Origin of the sequence: Bacillus halotolerans (assembly GCF_001517105.1) — a bacterium.
Taxonomy (GTDB): domain Bacteria; phylum Bacillota; class Bacilli; order Bacillales; family Bacillaceae; genus Bacillus; species Bacillus halotolerans.
Genome location: NZ_LPVF01000008.1, coordinates 942,637 through 963,138, shown reverse-complemented (window position 1 = coordinate 963,138; position 20,502 = coordinate 942,637). Strand labels below are relative to the sequence as shown.

General features: G+C 45.4%; 17 protein-coding genes, 4 tRNA genes and 2 pseudogenes. 20 read left to right on the top strand and 3 right to left on the bottom strand.

Annotated features, from left to right (window positions below; translation table 11 throughout):
* The first annotated feature begins 15 nt into the window (after window positions 1-15).
* The 11 genes from purA (at window position 16) to htrC (ending at window position 9,166) form a co-directional block, all read left to right on the top strand.
* Window positions 16-1,308: an adenylosuccinate synthase gene (gene purA, locus AU387_RS07305; RefSeq protein WP_059335328.1), complete on the top strand. Its 1,293-nt coding sequence runs from the start codon at window positions 16-18 to the stop codon at window positions 1,306-1,308.
* A 222-nt stretch (window positions 1,309-1,530) separates the two neighbouring features.
* Window positions 1,531-1,606: transfer RNA gene (locus AU387_RS07300), tRNA-Lys, on the top strand.
* Window positions 1,607-1,615: 9 nt separating this feature from the next.
* Window positions 1,616-1,687, top strand: a tRNA-Glu gene (locus AU387_RS07295).
* Window positions 1,688-1,769: 82 nt separating this feature from the next.
* Window positions 1,770-1,846: transfer RNA gene (locus AU387_RS07290), tRNA-Asp, on the top strand.
* A gap of 35 nt (window positions 1,847-1,881) precedes the next feature.
* Window positions 1,882-1,954 (top strand) — tRNA-Phe (locus tag AU387_RS07285).
* Window positions 1,955-2,337: 383 nt separating this feature from the next.
* Window positions 2,338-3,045 (top strand): cell wall metabolism DNA-binding response regulator WalR, encoded by a 708-nt coding sequence (gene walR / locus AU387_RS07280; protein WP_010332599.1) that lies wholly within the window; start codon window positions 2,338-2,340, stop codon window positions 3,043-3,045.
* 6 nt (window positions 3,046-3,051) lie between these two features.
* The gene (walK, locus tag AU387_RS07275) at window positions 3,052-4,887 is read left to right on the top strand and encodes a cell wall metabolism sensor histidine kinase WalK (protein WP_044160205.1); all 1,836 of its coding nucleotides are present in this window, start codon (window positions 3,052-3,054) and stop codon (window positions 4,885-4,887) included.
* Window positions 4,877-6,244 carry a two-component system activity regulator YycH gene (gene yycH / locus AU387_RS07270; RefSeq protein WP_059335380.1) on the top strand — a complete coding sequence of 456 codons (1,368 nt, stop codon included), beginning with the start codon at window positions 4,877-4,879 and terminating at the stop codon, window positions 6,242-6,244. Before walK ends, yycH begins: the two co-directional genes overlap by 11 nt.
* On the top strand, window positions 6,231-7,076 hold the full coding sequence (locus AU387_RS07265) for a two-component system regulatory protein YycI (protein WP_044160203.1): 846 nt from the start codon (window positions 6,231-6,233) through the stop codon (window positions 7,074-7,076). The genes yycH and AU387_RS07265 overlap by 14 nt, the downstream gene beginning before the upstream one ends.
* A 14-nt stretch (window positions 7,077-7,090) precedes the next feature.
* On the top strand, window positions 7,091-7,885 hold the full coding sequence (locus tag AU387_RS07260; RefSeq protein WP_024123515.1) for an MBL fold metallo-hydrolase: 795 nt from the start codon (window positions 7,091-7,093) through the stop codon (window positions 7,883-7,885).
* A gap of 81 nt (window positions 7,886-7,966) precedes the next feature.
* Entirely contained in the window at window positions 7,967-9,166 is a 1,200-nt protein-coding gene (gene htrC / locus AU387_RS07255) for a serine protease HtrC (RefSeq protein ID WP_059335327.1), read from the top strand.
* 197 nt (window positions 9,167-9,363) lie between these two features.
* Here the strand turns inward: htrC and rocR are convergent, their stop codons facing one another.
* A complete protein-coding gene (rocR, locus tag AU387_RS07250; RefSeq protein WP_059335326.1) occupies window positions 9,364-10,746 on the bottom strand; it encodes an arginine utilization regulatory protein RocR in 1,383 nt (460 codons plus the stop codon).
* Between the two features lie 240 nt (window positions 10,747-10,986).
* Between rocR and rocD the strand changes: the two genes are divergently transcribed.
* The 3 genes from rocD (at window position 10,987) to rocF (ending at window position 14,785) form a co-directional block, all read left to right on the top strand.
* The gene (gene rocD / locus AU387_RS07245) at window positions 10,987-12,192 is read left to right on the top strand and encodes an ornithine aminotransferase (RefSeq protein ID WP_059335325.1); all 1,206 of its coding nucleotides are present in this window, start codon (window positions 10,987-10,989) and stop codon (window positions 12,190-12,192) included.
* 224 nt (window positions 12,193-12,416) lie between these two features.
* Window positions 12,417-13,820 carry an amino acid permease gene (locus AU387_RS07240; protein ID WP_044160196.1) on the top strand — a complete coding sequence of 468 codons (1,404 nt, stop codon included), beginning with the start codon at window positions 12,417-12,419 and terminating at the stop codon, window positions 13,818-13,820.
* A gap of 74 nt (window positions 13,821-13,894) precedes the next feature.
* Window positions 13,895-14,785, top strand: coding sequence for an arginase (rocF, locus tag AU387_RS07235; RefSeq protein ID WP_059335324.1), 891 nt, complete (start codon window positions 13,895-13,897; stop codon window positions 14,783-14,785).
* Between the two features lie 40 nt (window positions 14,786-14,825).
* Here the strand turns inward: rocF and AU387_RS07230 are convergent, their stop codons facing one another.
* Both AU387_RS07230 and rapG read right to left on the bottom strand, forming a co-directional pair.
* Window positions 14,826-14,942 carry a Phr family secreted Rap phosphatase inhibitor gene (locus AU387_RS07230; RefSeq protein ID WP_010332587.1) on the bottom strand — a complete coding sequence of 39 codons (117 nt, stop codon included), beginning with the start codon at window positions 14,940-14,942 and terminating at the stop codon, window positions 14,826-14,828.
* Window positions 14,943-16,040 carry a response regulator aspartate phosphatase RapG gene (rapG, locus tag AU387_RS07225; protein ID WP_059335323.1) on the bottom strand — a complete coding sequence of 366 codons (1,098 nt, stop codon included), beginning with the start codon at window positions 16,038-16,040 and terminating at the stop codon, window positions 14,943-14,945.
* 109 nt (window positions 16,041-16,149) lie between these two features.
* Between rapG and AU387_RS07220 the strand changes: the two are divergent.
* The 6 genes and pseudogenes from AU387_RS07220 to fdhA all read left to right on the top strand — a co-directional run bounded on the left by AU387_RS07220 (window position 16,150) and on the right by fdhA (window position 20,498).
* Window positions 16,150-16,596, top strand: a pseudogene (locus AU387_RS07220) (GNAT family N-acetyltransferase).
* 149 nt (window positions 16,597-16,745) lie between these two features.
* Entirely contained in the window at window positions 16,746-17,483 is a 738-nt protein-coding gene (locus tag AU387_RS07215; protein WP_059335322.1) for a YiiX/YebB-like N1pC/P60 family cysteine hydrolase, read from the top strand.
* Between the two features lie 10 nt (window positions 17,484-17,493).
* A complete protein-coding gene (locus AU387_RS07210) occupies window positions 17,494-18,657 on the top strand; it encodes a hypothetical protein (protein WP_059335321.1) in 1,164 nt (387 codons plus the stop codon).
* An 18-nt stretch (window positions 18,658-18,675) separates the two neighbouring features.
* The gene (locus tag AU387_RS07205) at window positions 18,676-18,924 is read left to right on the top strand and encodes a DUF2651 family protein (RefSeq protein ID WP_059335320.1); all 249 of its coding nucleotides are present in this window, start codon (window positions 18,676-18,678) and stop codon (window positions 18,922-18,924) included.
* Between the two features lie 113 nt (window positions 18,925-19,037).
* Complete coding sequence (locus AU387_RS20420; RefSeq protein WP_063623098.1) at window positions 19,038-19,208, top strand: hypothetical protein; 171 nt, start codon at window positions 19,038-19,040, stop codon at window positions 19,206-19,208.
* 62 nt (window positions 19,209-19,270) lie between these two features.
* A pseudogene (fdhA, locus tag AU387_RS07200) lies at window positions 19,271-20,498 on the top strand (formaldehyde dehydrogenase, glutathione-independent).
* The last annotated feature ends 4 nt before the right edge of the window (window positions 20,499-20,502 follow it).

The following is a 20,502-nucleotide window of genomic DNA, read 5'->3' as shown; positions in this document are numbered from 1 at the left end:
CGGAGGTGCACGGACATGTCTTCAGTAGTTGTAGTAGGTACGCAATGGGGCGATGAAGGGAAAGGCAAAATCACAGATTTCCTGTCAGAAAATGCAGAAGTGATCGCCCGTTATCAAGGCGGAAATAACGCAGGGCACACCATCAAGTTTGACGGAGTCACATACAAGCTTCACTTAATCCCGTCTGGAATTTTCTATAAAGATAAGACGTGTGTGATCGGAAACGGAATGGTTGTGGATCCAAAAGCATTAGTCACAGAGCTTGCGTATCTTCATGAGCGCAACGTCAGTACAGATAACCTGAGAATCAGCAACAGAGCTCACGTGATTCTGCCGTATCATTTGAAGTTGGATGAAGTGGAAGAAGAGCGAAAAGGAGCAAACAAGATCGGCACAACGAAAAAAGGAATCGGCCCTGCTTATATGGATAAAGCAGCCCGTATCGGCATTCGTATCGCGGATCTGTTGGATCGTGACGCGTTTGCGGAGAAACTCGAACGCAATCTTGAAGAAAAAAACCGTCTGCTTGAGAAAATGTACGAGACAGAAGGATTTAAAATAGAAGATATCTTAGATGAGTATTATGAATACGGACAGCAGATTAAGAAATATGTCTGCGATACATCCGTTGTTTTAAATGATGCGCTTGATGAAGGACGCCGCGTGTTATTTGAAGGCGCACAAGGGGTTATGCTTGATATCGATCAAGGAACATACCCGTTTGTTACGTCATCTAACCCGGTTGCCGGCGGAGTCACCATCGGTTCAGGTGTCGGCCCGACAAAAATCCAGCACGTAGTCGGTGTCTCAAAAGCCTATACGACTCGTGTCGGCGATGGTCCTTTCCCGACTGAGCTGAAAGACAAAATCGGCGATCAAATCCGTGAAGTCGGACGTGAATACGGAACAACAACAGGCCGCCCGCGCCGTGTCGGCTGGTTTGACAGTGTCGTTGTCCGCCACGCCCGCCGTGTCAGCGGAATCACAGATCTTTCATTGAACTCAATTGACGTGTTAACAGGTATTGAAACACTGAAAATTTGTGTGGCTTACCGTTACAAAGGAGAAGTCATCGAAGAGTTCCCTGCAAGTCTTAAAGAACTTGCAGAATGTGAACCGGTTTATGAAGAAATGCCAGGCTGGACTGAGGATATCACAGGTGCGAAGAGCCTTAGCGAGCTTCCGGAAAACGCGCGCCACTATCTTGAGCGTGTGTCTCAGCTGACAGGCATTCCGCTTTCTATTTTCTCTGTCGGTCCAGACCGTTCACAGACAAATGTCCTTCGCAGCGTGTACCGTGCGAACTAAGCAGAATACCCGCAAGCCCCTGTTTTCAGGGGCTTGTTTTTTGTTTGAAAACTGCAGATAAGTTGGTCTGAGAAAAAAATATGAAAAAAAACCAAAAAAGTTATTGCCACTTCTATTTGTTCATGATATTATAAATCTCGTTGTTACGGAAACTGCTTCAATAGAGTACAAGATAAGAACTTGATCTAAGTCGTTTGCTCTATGAAAAATCCGGCATCTTAAGAGCCATTAGCTCAGTTGGTAGAGCATCTGACTTTTAATCAGAGGGTCGAAGGTTCGAGTCCTTCATGGCTCACCATTTTGTGAAGGCCCGTTGGTCAAGCGGTTAAGACACCGCCCTTTCACGGCGGTAACACGGGTTCGAATCCCGTACGGGTCATTGATTTACTTTAGCGTTATTGCTAAATTCCTTATTTGTCTGCGAGAGTTGACACGACAGCTCTCCAGACAAATTACTGTAAGGTCCGGTAGTTCAGTTGGTTAGAATGCCTGCCTGTCACGCAGGAGGTCGCGGGTTCGAGTCCCGTCCGGACCGCCATTTTACTTTACTTAGTAGAGAAAAATAAATGATTTGGCTCGGTAGCTCAGTTGGTAGAGCAACGGACTGAAAATCCGTGTGTCGGCGGTTCGATTCCGTCCCGAGCCACTTACCAAACGCATCTGCAATCGTAGGTGCGTTTTTTCTTTATAAAAAAGATAAACATGCGGAGTGTTATAATAGAAGAAAAAGGGAGAACCGGCCCTGCGGCCGGTTCAAAGAAGAAGACGTCAATGAAAAGACGCACGCAGGTGAGGGGAGGTTTCATTTAAATTATCATTTTTAAGAAAAGTTGAAAAACATGACAAAAGATAGACAACTGGTGGATGAAGGTGAAAAATGTGTTTTTTTCTAAACCTTTATTTTTTTTATCTTTTGACCTTAAACCGTTATAATAGACAAGGACCCATTGTTCTATTTGGGCCATAAGTGATGTAACGAATGTGATATAGATGAAATGAAGACCATTCGGCAGGAGGAAATCAAAGATGATGGATAAAAAGATCCTTGTAGTAGATGATGAAAAACCGATTGCAGATATATTAGAATTCAACTTAAGAAAAGAGGGCTATGAAGTGCATTGCGCCTATGACGGAAATGAAGCCGTTGAAATGGTGGAAGAGCTTCAGCCTGATTTAATTCTTTTAGATATTATGCTTCCGAATAAAGACGGCGTTGAAGTATGCCGTGAAGTCAGAAAGAAATACGATATGCCTATCATTATGCTGACGGCTAAGGATTCAGAAATTGATAAGGTCATCGGGCTTGAAATCGGCGCGGATGACTATGTTACGAAACCATTCAGCACACGTGAGCTTTTAGCCCGTGTGAAAGCGAACTTGCGCCGCCAGCTGACAACAGCGCCAGCGGAGGAAGAATCATCCTCCAACGACATTCATATCGGCTCCCTCGTCATCTTCCCTGACGCGTATGTAGTGTCAAAACGGGATGAAACGATCGAATTAACCCATCGTGAGTTCGAATTGCTGCATTACCTGGCAAAACACATCGGACAAGTCATGACACGTGAGCACTTGCTGCAAACGGTCTGGGGCTACGATTACTTTGGGGATGTCAGAACGGTTGACGTAACAGTGCGCCGCCTTCGTGAAAAAATTGAGGACAACCCAAGCCATCCAAATTGGATTGTTACACGCCGCGGCGTCGGTTATTACTTGAGAAACCCAGAACAGGACTAATGCCCAATGAATAAGGTTGGTTTTTTTCGGTCGATCCAATTTAAGATTACCTTGATTTATGTGCTTTTGATTATCATCGCGATGCAAGTCATTGGTGTGTATTTTGTCAATCAGGTAGAGAAGTCGCTGATTACCTCTTATGAACAGTCGCTTAATCAGCGAATCGACAACCTTTCTTATTATATTGAGCAGGAATATAAGAGTGATAATGACAGCACCGTCATTAAGGATGATGTCAGCCGTATTTTGAATGACTTTACGAAGAGTGATGAGATTCGGGAAATTAGTTTTGTTGATAAAAGCTATGAAGTGGTAGGCTCTTCAAGGCCATATGGAGAAGAAGTTGCAGGGAAACAAACGACGGATCTCATTTTCAAAAGAATTTTTTCTACGAAACAGTCTTATTCTAGAAAATATTATGACCCGAAAAGCAAAATAAGAGTCCTCATTTCAGCAAAGCCCGTTACGACTGAAAACCAAGAGGTTGTCGGAGCGATTTATGTAGTAGCGAGCATGGAAGATGTCTTTGGCCAAATGAAGACCATCAACACGATACTGGCCTCCGGCACTGGCTTGGCCCTCGTTTTGACAGCCCTTCTCGGTATTTTTCTGGCCAGAACCATTACCCACCCGCTTTCAGATATGAGGAAGCAGGCAATGGAGCTTGCGAAAGGAAATTTCTCCAGGAAGGTTAGAAAGTACGGACATGATGAAATTGGACAGCTCGCCACAACGTTTAATCACTTAACGAGAGAGCTTGAAGATGCTCAGGCAATGACAGAGGGTGAACGCAGAAAGCTTTCCTCTGTTATTGCCTATATGACGGATGGCGTTATTGCCACAAACCGAAACGGCGCGATTATTCTCTTGAACAGCCCGGCGCTGGAGCTGCTGAACGTTTCACGTGAAACAGCCTTAGAAATGCCGATTACAAGCTTGCTGGGGATTCAAGAGAATTATACTTTTGAAGATTTAGTCGAACAGCAGGACTCTATGCTGCTCGAAATTGAGCGCGACGATGAATTGACAGTGCTTCGTGTCAATTTCTCCGTGATTCAAAGGGAGCATGGCAAAATCGACGGTTTAATTGCTGTCATTTACGATGTAACCGAGCAGGAGAAAATTGACCAGGAACGCAGAGAGTTTGTAGCGAATGTATCACACGAGCTGCGGACGCCGCTTACAACCATGCGCAGTTATTTAGAGGCGTTAGCGGAAGGCGCGTGGGAAAATAAAGACATTGCACCGCGTTTCCTAATGGTGACGCAGAATGAAACAGAGCGGATGATTCGGCTTGTAAACGATTTGCTTCAGCTTTCTAAGTTTGACAGCAAGGATTATCAATTTAATCGTGAGTGGATTCAAATCGTCCGATTTATGTCGCTCATTATTGATCGTTTTGAAATGACGAAGGAACAGCATGTGGAATTTATCCGCAATCTGCCGGACAGAAACCTGTATGTGGAGATTGACCAGGATAAAATTACGCAGGTGCTCGATAATATTATTTCCAACGCTTTAAAATACTCACCTGAAGGCGGACATGTCACCTTCTCGATTGACGTAAATGAAGAGGAGGAACTTCTCTATATCAGCGTTAAGGATGAAGGGATCGGGATTCCGAAAAAGGATGTCGAAAAAGTCTTTGACCGCTTCTACAGGGTTGATAAAGCGAGAACGAGAAAGCTCGGCGGGACCGGTCTTGGACTGGCCATTGCCAGGGAAATGGTTCAGGCGCACGGCGGAGATATTTGGGCAGACAGTGTAGAAGGAAAAGGAACAACGATAACTTTTACTCTTCCATATAAAGAGGAACAAGAGGATGATTGGGATGAAGCGTGAAAATATAAAAACAATATTACTTACGGTACTCGTCGTCATCAGTCTTGTTTTTACATGGAGTATATGGACATTTCAGCCTAATTTTTCTGAAGACTCGTCATCAGCAGAGTCTACAGTGCGTGAGAAGCATAAAATTGAAAAAAATACCCAAAAGCTGTCTGAAACGGTAAAACCGCGGGAAATGTTTATTCATGATGACGGGGCTCATTATAAGGTCGATGATGAAACGCTTTATGATGAAGTCTGGTCAGATTTGCCGCATTGGGATGTAAAAGGCATTAAAGATATATCGGATCAATATGATAAGGCCGGATTTAAGAGCTGGTTTTTTGGAAGAGGCGGTTCTGCTGCCAAGCTTGATCTGCAATTCAGTGACACGATACCTATTGATATTATTCAAACGCTGTTTAAATGGTCCAATCAATCGTTTGAATACAGCTCGTTTGATCATATTATGATCCCATTCGATGAAACAAAAACGAATAAGAAGATTTATTTGGTATCTTACAGCAAGCAGCTTATTCTGGAAGTGACGGTTGAATCAGCAAACTACCGGAATATCATGAACGATTTAAAAAACAAAGAATCAAATATGCCTGCGTACAGCTTGTTCTCGATCGGCACAAAGAAAGAGTTTTTGCTGCCGAACAAATCGCTTACGATGGATAAAAAGGAATTTGTCACGGAATCAATTAAAACAAACACTTTTAAACAAGCGCTGTTCAGCGATCCGAGCATTGTAAGAGAAGATTCGAATTATAATAACAGAAATGTACTGACGGACGGCATCAGCCGTTTAGATGTCAGCCTGACCCAGCGGCAGGTTCAATTCCAGCAGCGTAATTTAGTGCAGAGCACTTCGTATCAAACAGGTGAATTAATCAAAAAGAGCCAGAAGTACCTAGAGGATACAGGAAGCTGGACGGATCACTATCAATTTTTTAATATCAACGACAGCCAGCAGCTGAGCTTCTATATCTTTATGGATCAGCTCCCGGTCATTAACAGCATGTCTAAACCGTTTGGCGGAACTTCGGCAATCACCGTCCAATGGGCCAATGACGATATTCTCAGCTATAAACGGCCGAACTACAGTCTTGGAACGAATCCGATTAAAACAAGTGAGACACAGCTGATGAGCGGCAGGGAAGTGAGGGCTCTTCTGTCCAGACAAACGGCGTATGATACGGACAAAATTGATCAGATTTTCCCTGCGTATCAGATGATCTCAACATCAACCAACGATGATCCTCTTGTTGAGCTTGAACCGGTTTGGGCTATGAGAATAAATGGAAAAGTGGTGCCGATTACGAAGGAATTATTGACGAAGGAGGGGGCAGACAATGGAGTGGAATAAGACAAAAACAATCTTCATCGTTGCCTTCCTCATTTTAGATATTTTCTTAGGCTATCAATTTTTTGAGAAGCAATCTAATAGTAAAGAATATGAAGTCATTAAAAATGATGTAGAGCATGACATGAAGGCAGACCATATCACGTATGAAGGTCTGGATAAAGAAGCGATAGAAGGCTATCGGATCACAGCCAATCAAAAAGTCTTCACGAAGGATGAAATTGAATCACTCAAGGATCAAAAGCCTATGATGGATATGCCTAGTGATGATCATAAAGTAACGAACTTAAAGATGAAGTTTACGAGCCCGATTGCCCTTTCAAAGAAAAACATAGAGGACGATGCACAGGCGCTTGTGTCTTCTAAAATTCAAGATGGTGAAAAATATAAGTTTTGGAAGGTGGATAAATCTAAAAAAGAAATCATTTACTTCCAAACGTATGAAGGCCATTACATTTATCAGAAGACTGACAACTCCTCTAATATGATCGGACAAGTGATTTTGCACTTAAATGATAAAAACGAGGTTGTGTCATACGAGCAGTCGACGCTTGAAACCTTTAAACAGATTCAGAAAGAAAACTTAATTACTGAGCTTGATGCGGTTGAATTATTGTACTATCAAAATCAACTAAAAGAATACTGCACCATAAAGAGTGTCAAATTCGGCTATGTGGCGCAATATCCGCTGACAAGCACGCAGGTGCTGGCTCCGGTATGGAGAGTTACGGTGGAGTATGATAAAAAAGTGAACGGCGAGAAAAAGAAAGTGCAAGAGTATTTTACTGTGAATGCTTTGGAGAGTACGATTTTAGATACAGATCAATCAAAATAATGGAGTGAACTGAAATGAGCTTGCAATTTAGCGTTCTTGCGAGCGGGAGTACGGGAAATGCGTTTTACCTGGAAACAGAGGATCACGCGTTTTTAGTGGACGCCGGTTTGAGCGGGAAAGCCATGGACGGATTAATGGCGCAAATCGGACGTAAGCTGGATGATGTGGACGGCATTTTTGTGACGCATGAGCATAGTGACCATATTAAAGGCCTCGGCGTCATCGCCAGAAAGTACAAGCTTCCGATCTATGCGAACGAGAAGACATGGAAGGCGATGGAGAACCAGATCGGCAAAATTGATACCGATCAAAAGTTTGAGTTTCCGATGGAGACGGTGAAGTCGTTTGGCGGACTTGATGTAGAATCGTTTGGCGTCTCTCACGATGCGGCAGAGCCCATGTTTTATGTGTTTCATTGTAATGGGCGCAAGCTCGCGTTAATGACAGATACAGGGTATGTCAGCGACCGGATGAAGGGCATTATCCGCTCGGCGAATGTGTTCGTTTTTGAAAGCAATCATGATGTCGGCATGCTGCAAATGGGAAGATACCCTTGGAGCATTAAGCGGCGGATTTTAAGTGACGTCGGGCACGTTTCAAATGAAGATGCTGCGTTGGCGATGACTGATGTCATCGGCGACGAGACGTCTCGTATCTACCTCGCCCATTTGAGTCAGGACAACAATATGAAAGAGCTGGCCAGAATGTCTGTCCAGCAGACATTGGCTTCTAAAGGATTTGTGACAGGCGAAACATTTGATTTGTTTGATACCGATCCGAAAAAGGCTACTCCGCTTTGCGCTGTATAATTTTTTCTTGTGTAACATGACTATTATAGGAGTTTCTAATCCACAATATAACCATATCAACGTTCTCTGAAAGGATGGAATATGGTGGATTACGAGCGTGAAGAAGAACATAATACTCCTGAACAGCCGAAGAGAAGCAAAAAAGGTTATTTTCTTTCAAGCCTGATCGGGGTGATTGTCGGCGCTGTATTGATGGCGTTTATAATGCCGTACCTTTCAAATGAGGGGTTTGATACGGGCGAGGCAGATCAGCAGCAGACCAACGGCCGGGAATCAATTCGAACAGTGAATGTCAGTGTGAACAACGCTGTCACTCAGATTGTCAGCAATGTGTCGCCAGCTGTTGTCGGTGTCGTAAACATTCAAAAAACAGATATTTGGGGAGAAAGCGGTGAGGCTGGGAGCGGCTCAGGCGTCATCTATAAGAAAAATGACCACTCTGCTTATGTCGTGACCAACCATCATGTGATCGAGGGCGCTTCCCAAATTGAAATCAGTTTAAAAGACGGTTCGCGTGTGTCTGCTGAGCTTGTCGGCAGCGACCAGCTGATGGATCTTGCCGTTTTGCGGGTGAAAAGCGATAAAATCAAAGCTGTCGCTGATTTTGGCAATTCAGATAAAGTAAAATCTGGGGAACCGGTAATTGCGATCGGCAATCCGTTAGGCCTTGAATTTGCAGGCTCTGTCACACAGGGCGTCATATCGGGAACAGAGAGGGCGATTCCGGTTGATTCCAATGATGACGGTCAGCCTGACTGGAATGCAGAGGTGCTGCAAACCGATGCGGCCATTAACCCGGGGAACAGCGGCGGAGCTTTATTGAATATGGACGGAAAGGTTATTGGCATCAATTCAATGAAAATCGCGGAGTCAGCGGTTGAAGGGATTGGCCTGTCCATTCCATCTAAGCTTGTGATTCCGGTGATAGAGGATTTAGAGAAATACGGCAAAGTTAAGCGTCCGTTCCTTGGAATTGAAATGAAATCATTAAGCGACATTGCAAGCTACCATTGGGATGAAACGCTGAAGCTTCCTAAACATGTGACCAATGGAGCGGTGATAATGGGTGTAGATGCCTTTTCACCTGCCGGAAAAGCGGGACTCAAGGAGCTGGATGTCATCACTGAATTTGACGGGCAAAAAATAAATGATATTGTGGATCTTCGAAAGCGGCTTTATCAGAAAAGAGTCGGTGATCGGGTGAAGGTGACGTTTTACCGCGGCGGAAAAGAAAAATCCGTTGAAGTGAAGCTGTCCTCCGCAGATCGGTTAGGAAGTTAATAAAAGCAGTCTGGCACTGATGCCAGGCTGTTTTTTTATGCAAAAAAACGGAACGGGATCACGCCCGTTCCATAGAAAATACATGGATGTTACACGTGAAACAGTGTGTAAGGGCTTGTCAGCTTTCCATTTTCAGCGTTTATTTTATGGTTTGTTCTGTATGATTACTGGTTGTTATTTTAATGATGTACATAGGTTTATTTTGCGTGCAGAGAAAACTTCTTCAGCCGGTATTGCAGGCTTTGTCTGCTGATGCCGAGCTCCTGAGCGGTTTTTGAAATATTATGGCCGTGTTTTCTAAGGATGTTTTCGATCACATATTTTTCGAAGCTCTCCATTTTTTCTTTCAAATCAGCGGCGGGCTGATGCCCTGCGGGTTCCGGCTTCGAGATGTCTGCCGGCTTGATTTTCATGCGGTATTGATATGGCAGATGGTTGGCCGTAATCATTTGTTCATCTGTCATGAAATTCATCGCGCCCTCGATCATATGCTCAAGTTCGCGAATATTTCCCGGCCAATCATAGGATAAGAAAAATTGCTTCACATCTTCACTGATATGTTCGACATTCATTTGAAACAGGTGGTTGTTTTTCTGAATGAACTCTGACGCAAGAAGCAAAATGTCCTCGTTGCGTTCCCGAAGCGGCGGGATGATCAGTGTCACGACGCTCAGCCTGTAATACAAGTCCTTGCGCATTCGTTCACCCGCAATGGCATCAATCGGGTCTTCATTCATCGTGGCGATAATGCGCACGTCAATCGGCGTATCCTTGGTCGAACCAATGCGTCTGATTTTCCGTTCTTGCAGGGCGCGCAGCAATTTTGCCTGCAAGCTCAAATTCAGTGAGTTGATTTCATCTAACAGAAGTGTGCCGCCATGGGCTTGCTCAAACAAGCCAGGCTGGTCAACGGCACCTGTAAATGCGCCTTTTTTCGTACCGAACAGGATGCTTTCCGCCAGGCTGTCAGGCAGAGCCGCACAGTTTTGAGAAATGAACGGGCCGCTTGATCGGTCGCTGCCGTTATGGATACTTTGTGCGAACAGCTCTTTTCCCGTGCCGGTTTCACCTGCGAGTAGAACTGAGGAAGACGTGCGGGTCGCCCGCTTGGCATTTTCGATGACGTCCTGAATCGCCGGACTGGTGCCGAGAATGCTGTCAAATGTGTAAGTCGCATTTCCTTTTTTATGCATATTCTCTCTGATCGGGCGTTCCAGCTTTGTCACGTCCTTGGCAATTTCGACAGCCCCTTTGATGTTGCCGTCTTGGACGATCGGATATGTATGATTGATTGTCGTAATTTCCTGTCCTTTATTATTGAAATAGCTCTGCTTTACATTTTTGATCGTTTTGCCTTCCTGAAGGGCTTGCACAAGTGTGCTGTCCTGCTGCTTCGAAAACATAAATACATCCATCAGGTTTTTATTTAAGACGTCCTGCTTCTCCATATCTTCAATTTGCATCATTTTGTTGTTATAAACAATCGTGTTTCCATGCTCGTCCACGACGTGCAGGCCGACATCAATTTCATCCAATATGCTCTGAAACACTAATGTGAGGAATTCGCTGTCTTTGACCAAAGTATAAACCTCCCTCATTTATTTTCTTAATATTGCTTCTATTTTATAAAAGAATAGAGAGGATATGCAAAAGAATTTTGCACTATATGAAAATTTCGCGCGAAATATCTGAATATTTTTGCACCCTTGCCTCGAATATTGTAGAAAATACACGAATGTGCGAGTTGGCACGAAACTTGCATTTATAAAAAGGGAAAGCAGGATATAGTGTTGAAACAGAAAACAAGGGGGAATTCAAATATGCCAGCTTTATCAAAATCCAAAGAAATTATTGATCAGACGTCTCATTACGGTGCCAACAATTATCATCCGCTGCCGATTGTTATTTCTGAAGCGCTGGGTGCTTGGGTAAAGGACCCGGAAGGCAATGAATATATGGATATGCTGAGTGCTTATTCTGCGGTGAATCAGGGGCACAGACATCCGAAGATCATTCAGGCGTTAAAGGATCAGGCTGATAAAATCACGCTGACGTCTCGCGCGTTTCACAACGATCAGCTCGGACCGTTTTACGAAAAGGCGGCTAAGCTGACGGGCAAAGAAATGATTCTGCCGATGAATACGGGGGCTGAAGCGGTTGAGTCTGCGGTGAAAGCAGCGAGACGCTGGGCTTATGAAGTGAAGGGCGTGGCGGACAATCAGGCGGAAATTATTGCGTGCGTCGGAAATTTCCATGGCCGGACGATGCTGGCGGTTTCTCTTTCTTCTGAAGACGAGTATAAAAGAGGGTTCGGCCCGATGCTTCCGGGAATCAAACTAATCCCTTACGGAGATGCGGAAGCGCTGCGCCAGGCGATTACGCCAAACACAGCGGCGTTCTTATTCGAACCGATTCAAGGCGAAGCGGGCATTGTGATTCCGCCTGAAGGATTTTTGCAGGAAGCGGCGGCGATTTGTAAGGAAGAGAATGTGCTGTTGATTGCCGATGAAATTCAGACGGGTCTCGGACGTACAGGCAAGACATTCGCTTGTAACTGGGATGGCATTGTTCCTGATATGTACATTTTGGGGAAAGCGCTTGGCGGCGGTGTGTTCCCGATCTCATGCATTGCGGCGGACCGCGACGTTTTAGGCGTGTTTAACCCGGGTTCACACGGCTCCACATTTGGCGGAAATCCGCTGGCATGTGCGGTGTCCATCGCCTCACTGGAAGTGCTGGAAGATGAAAAGCTGGCGGAGCGTTCTCTTGAGCTTGGCGAGTATTTTAAACAAGAGCTGGAGAGCATTGATAACCCAATCATTAAAGAAGTCCGCGGCAGAGGGCTGTTTATCGGTGTGGAACTGACGGAAGCGGCGCGTCCGTATTGTGAGCGTTTAAAAGATGAAGGACTTTTATGCAAAGAAACGCATGATACCGTCATTCGTTTTGCACCGCCATTAATCATTTCCAAAAAGGATTTGGATTGGGCGATTGAAAAAATTAAGCATGTGCTGCAAAAGGCATAAATCCGCATCATGGCGGGATATTCACTTCGTTTGTATAAATTTACAACAGAAAAATTAGCACTCCCTATTTGCTCAGCTACAGTATTTTAGTATAATGTATCTTTATGAGAAGAAGTGAATTTTATATTAAATAGATAGAGACTCTTTGGACAGCAAACTGGGATACGCATCACGATAGATGTTCCAGCTTAGATCCAATACAAGTTGCTGAAGGGGTGCAGAATGTGAATACGAACCAAGATAACGGAAATCAGCTCCAGCGGACAATGAAATCTCGCCACTTGTTTATGATTTCATTGGGCGGAGTGATCGGAACCGGTTTCTTCCTGGGAACCGGGTTTACCATTAACCAAGCGGGACCGCTCGGCGCGGTTCTGTCTTATTTAGTGGGCGGCTTTATCATGTTTTTGACCATGCTCTGCTTAGGGGAGCTTGCGGTCGCCTTTCCTGTATCGGGGTCCTTCCAGACCTATGCGACAAAATTTATCAGCCCGGCCTTCGGGTTTGCGTTCGGCTGGCTGTACTGGCTCGGCTGGGCGGTGACATGCGCCATTGAATTCTTATCAGCGGGGCAGCTGATGCAACGCTGGTTTCCGCATATAGACGTGTGGATTTGGTGTCTGGTCTTTGCGGCCCTCATGTTTACCTTAAATGCAATAACCGCGAAAGCCTTTGCAGAATCTGAATTTTGGTTTTCCGGCATTAAAATATTGATTATCCTTTTATTTATTATTCTCGGCGGAGCCGCTATGTTCGGCTTCATTGACCTAAAAGGCGGAGAGCAAGCGCCGTTTCTGACGCATTTTTATGAAGATGGGTTATTCCCGAACGGCATAAAGGCCATATTGATAACGATGATTACCGTGAACTTCGCATTCCAGGGAACTGAGCTGATCGGGGTTGCAGCCGGAGAAAGTGAAAACCCTGAAAAAACGATTCCGCGGTCCATCAAACAGACAGTATGGAGAACGCTTGTCTTCTTTGTTCTTTCTATCGTTGTCATTGCCGGCATGATTCCGTGGAAACAGGCTGGAGTCGTAGAAAGTCCGTTTGTTGTCGTATTTGAGCAAATCGGAATCCCATATGCAGCTGATATCATGAACTTTGTTATATTGATTGCGCTCTTATCTGTTGCGAATTCAGGTTTATACGCATCGACACGTATCCTGTACGCGATGGCGAATGAAGGACAGGCCTTCAAAGCGCTGGGCAAAACAAATAAAAGAGGTGTGCCGCTGAACGCGTTAATCGTAACGATGGCTGTGGCTTGCCTGTCACTTCTGACAAAATTTGCGCAGGCTGAAACCGTATATATGGTGCTATTATCATTGGCAGGCATGAGCGCGCAGGTCGGCTGGATTACGATTTCGCTTTCCCAAATCAGGTTCAGACGCAAATATATCCGTGAAGGCGGCAAGATAGAAGATTTAAAATTTAAAACACCGCTATATCCGGTGCTTCCGCTGATCGGTCTGACGTTAAATACAGTCGTTCTCATCAGTCTCGCGTTTGATCCGGAGCAGCGTATCGCGCTGTATTGCGGCGTACCGTTTATGGTCATTTGCTACATCATTTATCATGTCGTCATTAAAAAACGCAAGCAGGCAAATCGTCAGCTAGAGCTTTAAAAACGTTGTCCGCAAGTCATCTTTGTTAGAACCCGCATAAGGACATTATCTTATATGTTGAGGTGGAATCACAGATGGATAAAACGATTTCGGTTATTGGAATGCCAATGGATTTAGGACAAGCACGACGCGGAGTGGACATGGGACCAAGTGCCATCCGGTATGCCCATTTGATTGAGAGGCTGTCAGAAATGGGTTATACGGTTGAAGATCTCGGTGACATTCCGATCAGCCGTGAAAAGATCAAAAACGATGAAGAACTGAAAAACCTAAATTCCGTACTGGCAGGAAACGAAAAGCTCGCTCAAAAGGTGAACACCGTGATTGAAGAGAAAAAATTCCCGCTTGTCCTGGGCGGCGATCACAGTATCGCGATCGGCACGCTCGCAGGTACAGCGAAGCATTACGATAAGCTCGGCGTCATCTGGTATGACGCGCACGGTGACCTGAATACGCTTGAAACATCACCTTCAGGCAATATTCACGGCATGCCGCTGGCCGTCAGCCTCGGCATCGGACACGAGTCACTGGTGAACCTTGAAGGGTATGCGCCTAAAATTAAACCGGAACATGTCGTCATTATCGGCGCCCGGTCACTTGATGAAGGAGAGCGCCAGTATATTAAGGAAAGCGGCATGAAGGTGTACACCATGCACGAAATCGACCGCCTCGGCATGACAAAGGTGATCGAAGAAACCCTTGATTATTTATCAGACTGCGACGGCGTCCATCTCAGCCTTGATCTGGACGGACTTGATCCAAACGACGCACCGGGTGTCGGAACCCCTGTCATCGGCGGCATCAGCTACCGCGAAAGCCACCTGGCTATGGAAATGCTGTATGACGCAGGCATCATTACCTCAGCTGAATTTGTTGAGGTTAACCCGATCCTCGATCATGAAAACAAGACCGGAAGAACAGCGGTAGAGCTAGTAGAATCCCTGCTAGGGAAGAAATTGCTGTAGACATGTGAAAACCCCCGCATCCCAGCGGGGGTTTTCTTTATTATCCAATCATTTTCTCAGCGACTTTCATCTCTTGTGAGTGTGATTGATGATCTGCAATAAACCAGCCGGATAAAATCACTGCTGCAACGCCTGCGCCAATTAGAAACTTTTTCATTTACATAACCTCCGTTTGTTTAATGAGTTCCTCAATTTGTAATGCTTCATAAAAAAAGTGGGCGGCTTCTTTGTAAAGCTCATTTTCCCTATACCGTTCGCCAGCCAAAATGGAAAGTTCTCTTACACTGTCGTATTCTCTTTCCGACATCAACACATCCATATGTTCTTTGCATAAGTGAAACGTTTCCGCATGACCTCCTTCTGCGTAAATGGCATATAACATATCAATTTTTGCCTCACATATTTTATTCGGCTCGGTATTTAATTTTTCCTTCAATTTTTGGTAATAAGCTAGGGCCTGTTCTTTCTTTTCAGTCTTAAACAGCTCTCGTATCAGCAAGTAAACAGAATGATAGTAATAGGCAGATCGGGCGTACTCTTCGTTCTGTAAAGCCTCTTCTAATGTTGAGATGGCCTCGTCTGATTTGCCGCTTTGGGCATGAAGCAGCCCAAAGTTATGTAAAAGCTGGGCCTCAAAAAAATGATCCTCTAACTCTCTCGTCATGCGAATGGCTTCATCCAAATAGGTTTCCGCCTCTTCAAACTGGTTCATCTCGGTAAAATTGCCTGACATCGTAATTAATGCGGAGGCGAGTTTCTTTTTGTAATCCGTTTCTTCTCTGAACGTTTTGACCGCTTGCCTTGTATGGTTGAGAGACACAATATTTTGTCCCAGCTTATAATAGAGCTTGCCGACCTTCAGATGAAATTCGGCTTTTTCGATCGGATCGGGGATGTTGCTGAGATACTGCTCCGCTTCTTTATAGAGCCCGATGGCAATTTCGTAATTATTTTTATAGGCTTCATACATACCTTCAAACAGAAAAAAGTAATATTTCAGCATGTCTGACGTAGCATTCATATGAGGAGACTCCTCATGCTCAAAGCCCAGCCCTCTCGCTTCATGAAGCAATACTTTATGGCGCAATTCTAATAAGGAGAAGTAGGCAAGCACCTCCTGATCCTCCTCCATATCATCCAATAAAGGCTTCACTTCTTCAAAGATACGGGCGGACTCTTCAACTTCATGTTTCTTGATCGCAAGGTACCAATCGTTGAGCATGTTAGCGATTTCTGCGGGTGCAATCTTATTCATTTGAAACTCCCTTCTCTATTCATTTATCAATCTATTTGCTTATCTTGATAGTAACACCTCTTTCTATTTTATGTAAAATCCTCTAGTCAATAAATAAAGGAGAGGCGATATGATCATGCAGATCGAAGAATTTCGATCCTATCTTGACATACACGACTAAGCATTATGCAAGAGAAAAGGTAAAGGCAGGATCACGGCTCCCTGATGAGGCCATGCTTTTGTAACTTTTTCTGATTTGCTGCCGAATGGGCTGCAAACGCATCATCACCATTTGTGGAGTATCATCCTGAACGGAAAGGAAACGGCTGGCTCTGGATTCATGCAGAACCGGAACACCCGCAGCAGGAAGCGTTTATTTACGATTTCGGGCTGTATGAATCATATCGGGGAAAAGGTTTTGCGAAGCAAGCCTTGAACGAACTGGATGAGATAGGGGGGAAACATGGGCATTCGAAAGCTGTCTCTTCACGTATTTGCCCATAATGAGACGGCAAGGCGGCTGTATGAGCGGACTGGATTTCAGGAGACTGATGTGATCAGGAGTAAGAAGCTCTAGGCCTGGGGAAGGCCTTTTTTTGTGAGACAACCTTCCTGTAAATGATTTCTAAAAATTCTGTAAATCACCTAGCTACCTTCCACATTTCCCTAATATAATGATGATAAAGGAAATCATCTTTCCTAACACACATGAAAAGAGGAGATGTTATGAGTATGAAGAAAAAGGTATCAATTATTTTGGTAGCGCTTACAATGTGCGTCGGCCTGTTTGTTTCTCCCGCAAAAGCTGCAAGGACCACGAACTATGCTGAACAAATCGCAGCGCTTCAGCCAGGCACGACCCCAGAAGACATCACAAAATCCGCCAGCCAGATTGCCAAACAGCAGCACGTAAAGACCGATGTCATTCTCAAACAGTTTTACAATGAAATCACCGCCGATAAAGCAGAAGGAGACCAGCTCGCCAAGGAAAGCGGCATGTCCATGATGGGCGGCTCATCCGGTACGAAAAAACTTCCCACAAGCTCGAAAGGAAACATCTACTACACCAACTCCTACACAGCCTACTACAACCATGGCCACGTCGGCATGTACTCCGCCGCTGACAAAATTGTTGAATCTGTTCCAAGCGACGGCGTCAGACAAATTGCTTATAACGCCAGAGACGTGGAAGACAACTCCATCGTACAGACAGTCAATGTCACTTCTTCACAGAAAACATCCGCTGCCGACTGGGCGGTATCGAAAGTCGGCGACTCATACTCGTTTAACTTCGTCAATAACAGAAATACCGGCCATGACGGCGCCAAAAACTGTTCAAAGCTCCTGTGGTCCGCATTTTTGCTCAAAGCCGGCATTGATATCGACAGCAATAAAGGGTTAGGCGTTTACCCGCGCGACATCACAACTTCTTCCTATACGACAACCGTCATGACCATCAATTAGGGAGACGGATATGAAAAAGTGGATGATCACCATCGCCTTGCTGATGCTCGCAGGAATCGCATTATTTGTCTTCGTTTCTCCTCTAAAAAGCCATAAAGCCGTGAGTCAGCAGGATCTCCGAGACCCTGATTTTCTGGACGGCAAGGACATTCTGCTGTATGTCTCAACCTCTGCGGATCAGGATGCATTCGGCGGCGGGAAAAGCTATGCCCTGTTTATCAGCCAAGACGGTTCGCTGTCGTCATTTCAGATGAAGGGCCTTGAGCTGGGCTCAGCCAAGGTTCACGGCGACAGTGTCATGCTGGAGGACAAAAACACGATTTTTACGATTGAAAACGGACTGTACTCCTATAAAAGAACGTATCAGCACACAGGTGACAGCGCGGGCTTTTTGCAAAATACGGACGGTTTTTACACCCTCTACAACTCCGGCTACGACAAAAAGGGAGACGGGTACCGTTCAGAGCTCTACCGCCAGATGAACGGAGAGTGGAAAAAAGACGTCATCCCCTGCTACATCCGAGCCTCGGGTTTTCACGATGGCGCCATTTACGCACTTGTCCCGACAGACGACGAGAAAGGCTACCAGCTCCTTCAGATTCAAGCCGATCAAAAGAAGCTCACATATCAAACCATCACTGAATGGCAGTATCGGGAAGGAGCCTCAATCGAGTCCCAGCTTGCTGCGGACGATCAAGCTGTATATGTGATGGTTCGGGGGCAAAAAGCCAGCAATCTCTATCAAATGGTGAAATTCAATAAGAAAAACGGCAAAGTGGAGCTTTACGATATCGCCGAATACAAAAACGACGAGCAAACAATATACAGCTCTATGCCGTTCAGCTTCAAAAAAAGCTTTTTCTCGTATCACGGGTCACTTTATTTCATTGACGGCTTCGGAAAGGTATACAAGATCGATGCAAAGACAGGAAAAAGCCGGATTGCCTTCGCCCTTTCCCCAGAAAAAATGAAGGCCGATTTCAAAGAAATCACACAAAAAGGCAGCAGCCTCTATTTCTTCACATACACCTACAACCAGCCTGCATACATTGAACAATACAGCCTGAAAACTGGAAAGAAAGTGAAGGGAAAAGAGATCGGGAAGGTAAAGGAGATCGTGACGCCGAAGAGTCATTTGAAGCTGTATGATTTTGAGGTGATGAAGGATTTTTAAGGTGAAGGGGGTTCCGGCTTGGGAGCCGTTATACTGCTCATCGTATTTGTTTTTCCGATGATATCAGGCGTAATTGGTGCAGCGGATTATTTCATATGGAAGAAAGTTTGGATTGGTACGCTCATCGTGCTTATTGCGAGTTTAATATTGTTGTTTACGTTAGCCTCTGGCAACAGTTCATTCATGTTTTGGGTTGTGCTTTATACTGCAATTGCGTTAGCAGCCAGTGTTGTCACATTATTTCTCAGGAAATTATTATTCAACTGACCGCTGTTTATGAAGAGACTTGTGAAGTCTCTTTTTTCTGTTGCTTAATTTGAATCCGAATACGCAGGGATTTTGGGTATGGTATAGAAACGAATCTAAAAGGAGGAATCACAATGCGCACCAAACGGGTCATTCTTCTTGCAGTTATGATCAGCCTGATTTCGGCGGCTACGATGTTCCTGTTAAACGGAGGTAAAGCAGATTGGCTGGACATCCTCGGAACCATTATCGGCTGTTTTCTTGGCATATTTGTTGTTGTAAGAATACAGAAAAAGCAGGCGTGAAAAAGGGAAAGGGTCATGCCGAACCGAAGTCATGTTCAAGGACGCAAAGTCCAAACACATGAATGGGAGGAATGGCGTTGACAGGAAACAAAGCGGTTGTGTACAAAGGCAAAGGGACAGTAGCAGTGGAGGATATCGGGTATCCGGAGTTAATCTTGAAGGACGGGCCCGGCGTTCCGAAGGCGAATGTGAACCGAAAATGTGAGCATGGGGTTATTCTCAAAGTCATTACAACCAACATCTGCGGAAGCGACCAGCACATGGTGCGAGGCCGCACAACTGCACCTGAAGGCTTGGTGCTCGGGCATGAAATCACCGGAGAAGTCATTGAAACGGGACGGGATGTTGAATTTATCAAAAAAGGCGACATCGTATCCGTCCCCTTCAACATTGCCTGCGGACGCTGTGTGATGTGCAGAACGCAAAAAACGCATGTGTGCCTGAATGTTAACCCTGAACGGCCGGGATCGGCTTACGGTTACGTCGATATGGGCGGGCTGGGTCGGCGGCCAGTCGGAATACGTCATGGTGCCGTACGCCGATTTTCAGCTTTTGGTATTCCCGGATAAAGAACAGGCGTTAGAAAAGATTCTCGATTTGACGATGCTGTCCGACATTTTTCCGACCGGATTCCATGGAGCTTACACAGCAGGCGTGCAAACAGGTTCAACCGTCTATATCGCGGGAGCGGGGCCTGTCGGCTTAGCAGCTGCTCACTCCGCCCAGCTTCTCGGGGCTTCGACGGTCATTGTCGGCGATCTGAACGAAGACAGACTGGCACAAGCAAGAAGCTTCGGCTGTGAAACGGTCAACGTGCAAAAACACGACCGCCTCGGCGAGCAAATTGAACAAATACTAGGTGAACCAACTGTTGATGCCGCAGTGGACTGTGTCGGCTTTGAAGCATCCGGACACGGCAATCAAGGGGAAGCGCCGGCAGCCGTGCTGAACTCGATCATGGATATCACCCAGGTCGGCGGTAGCCTTGGCATTCCGGGCTTATATGTCACCGAAGACCCGGGCGCAAGCGACGCAGAGGCAAAAAAAGGCTCATTAAAAATCCGATTCGGCCTAGGCTGGGCAAAAGCCCACACCTTCGTCACCGGACAAACGCCTGCCATGACATACAACCGCAATTTGATGAAAGCGATTCTAAGCGGCAGAGCGCAAATCGCAAAAGCCGTCAACGCCACCGTCATTTCTCTGGACGACGCGCCAAAAGGCTACAGCGACTTTGACAAAGGAGCGGCGAAGAAATTTGTGATTGATCCGCATGGAACATTGAAATAAAAAA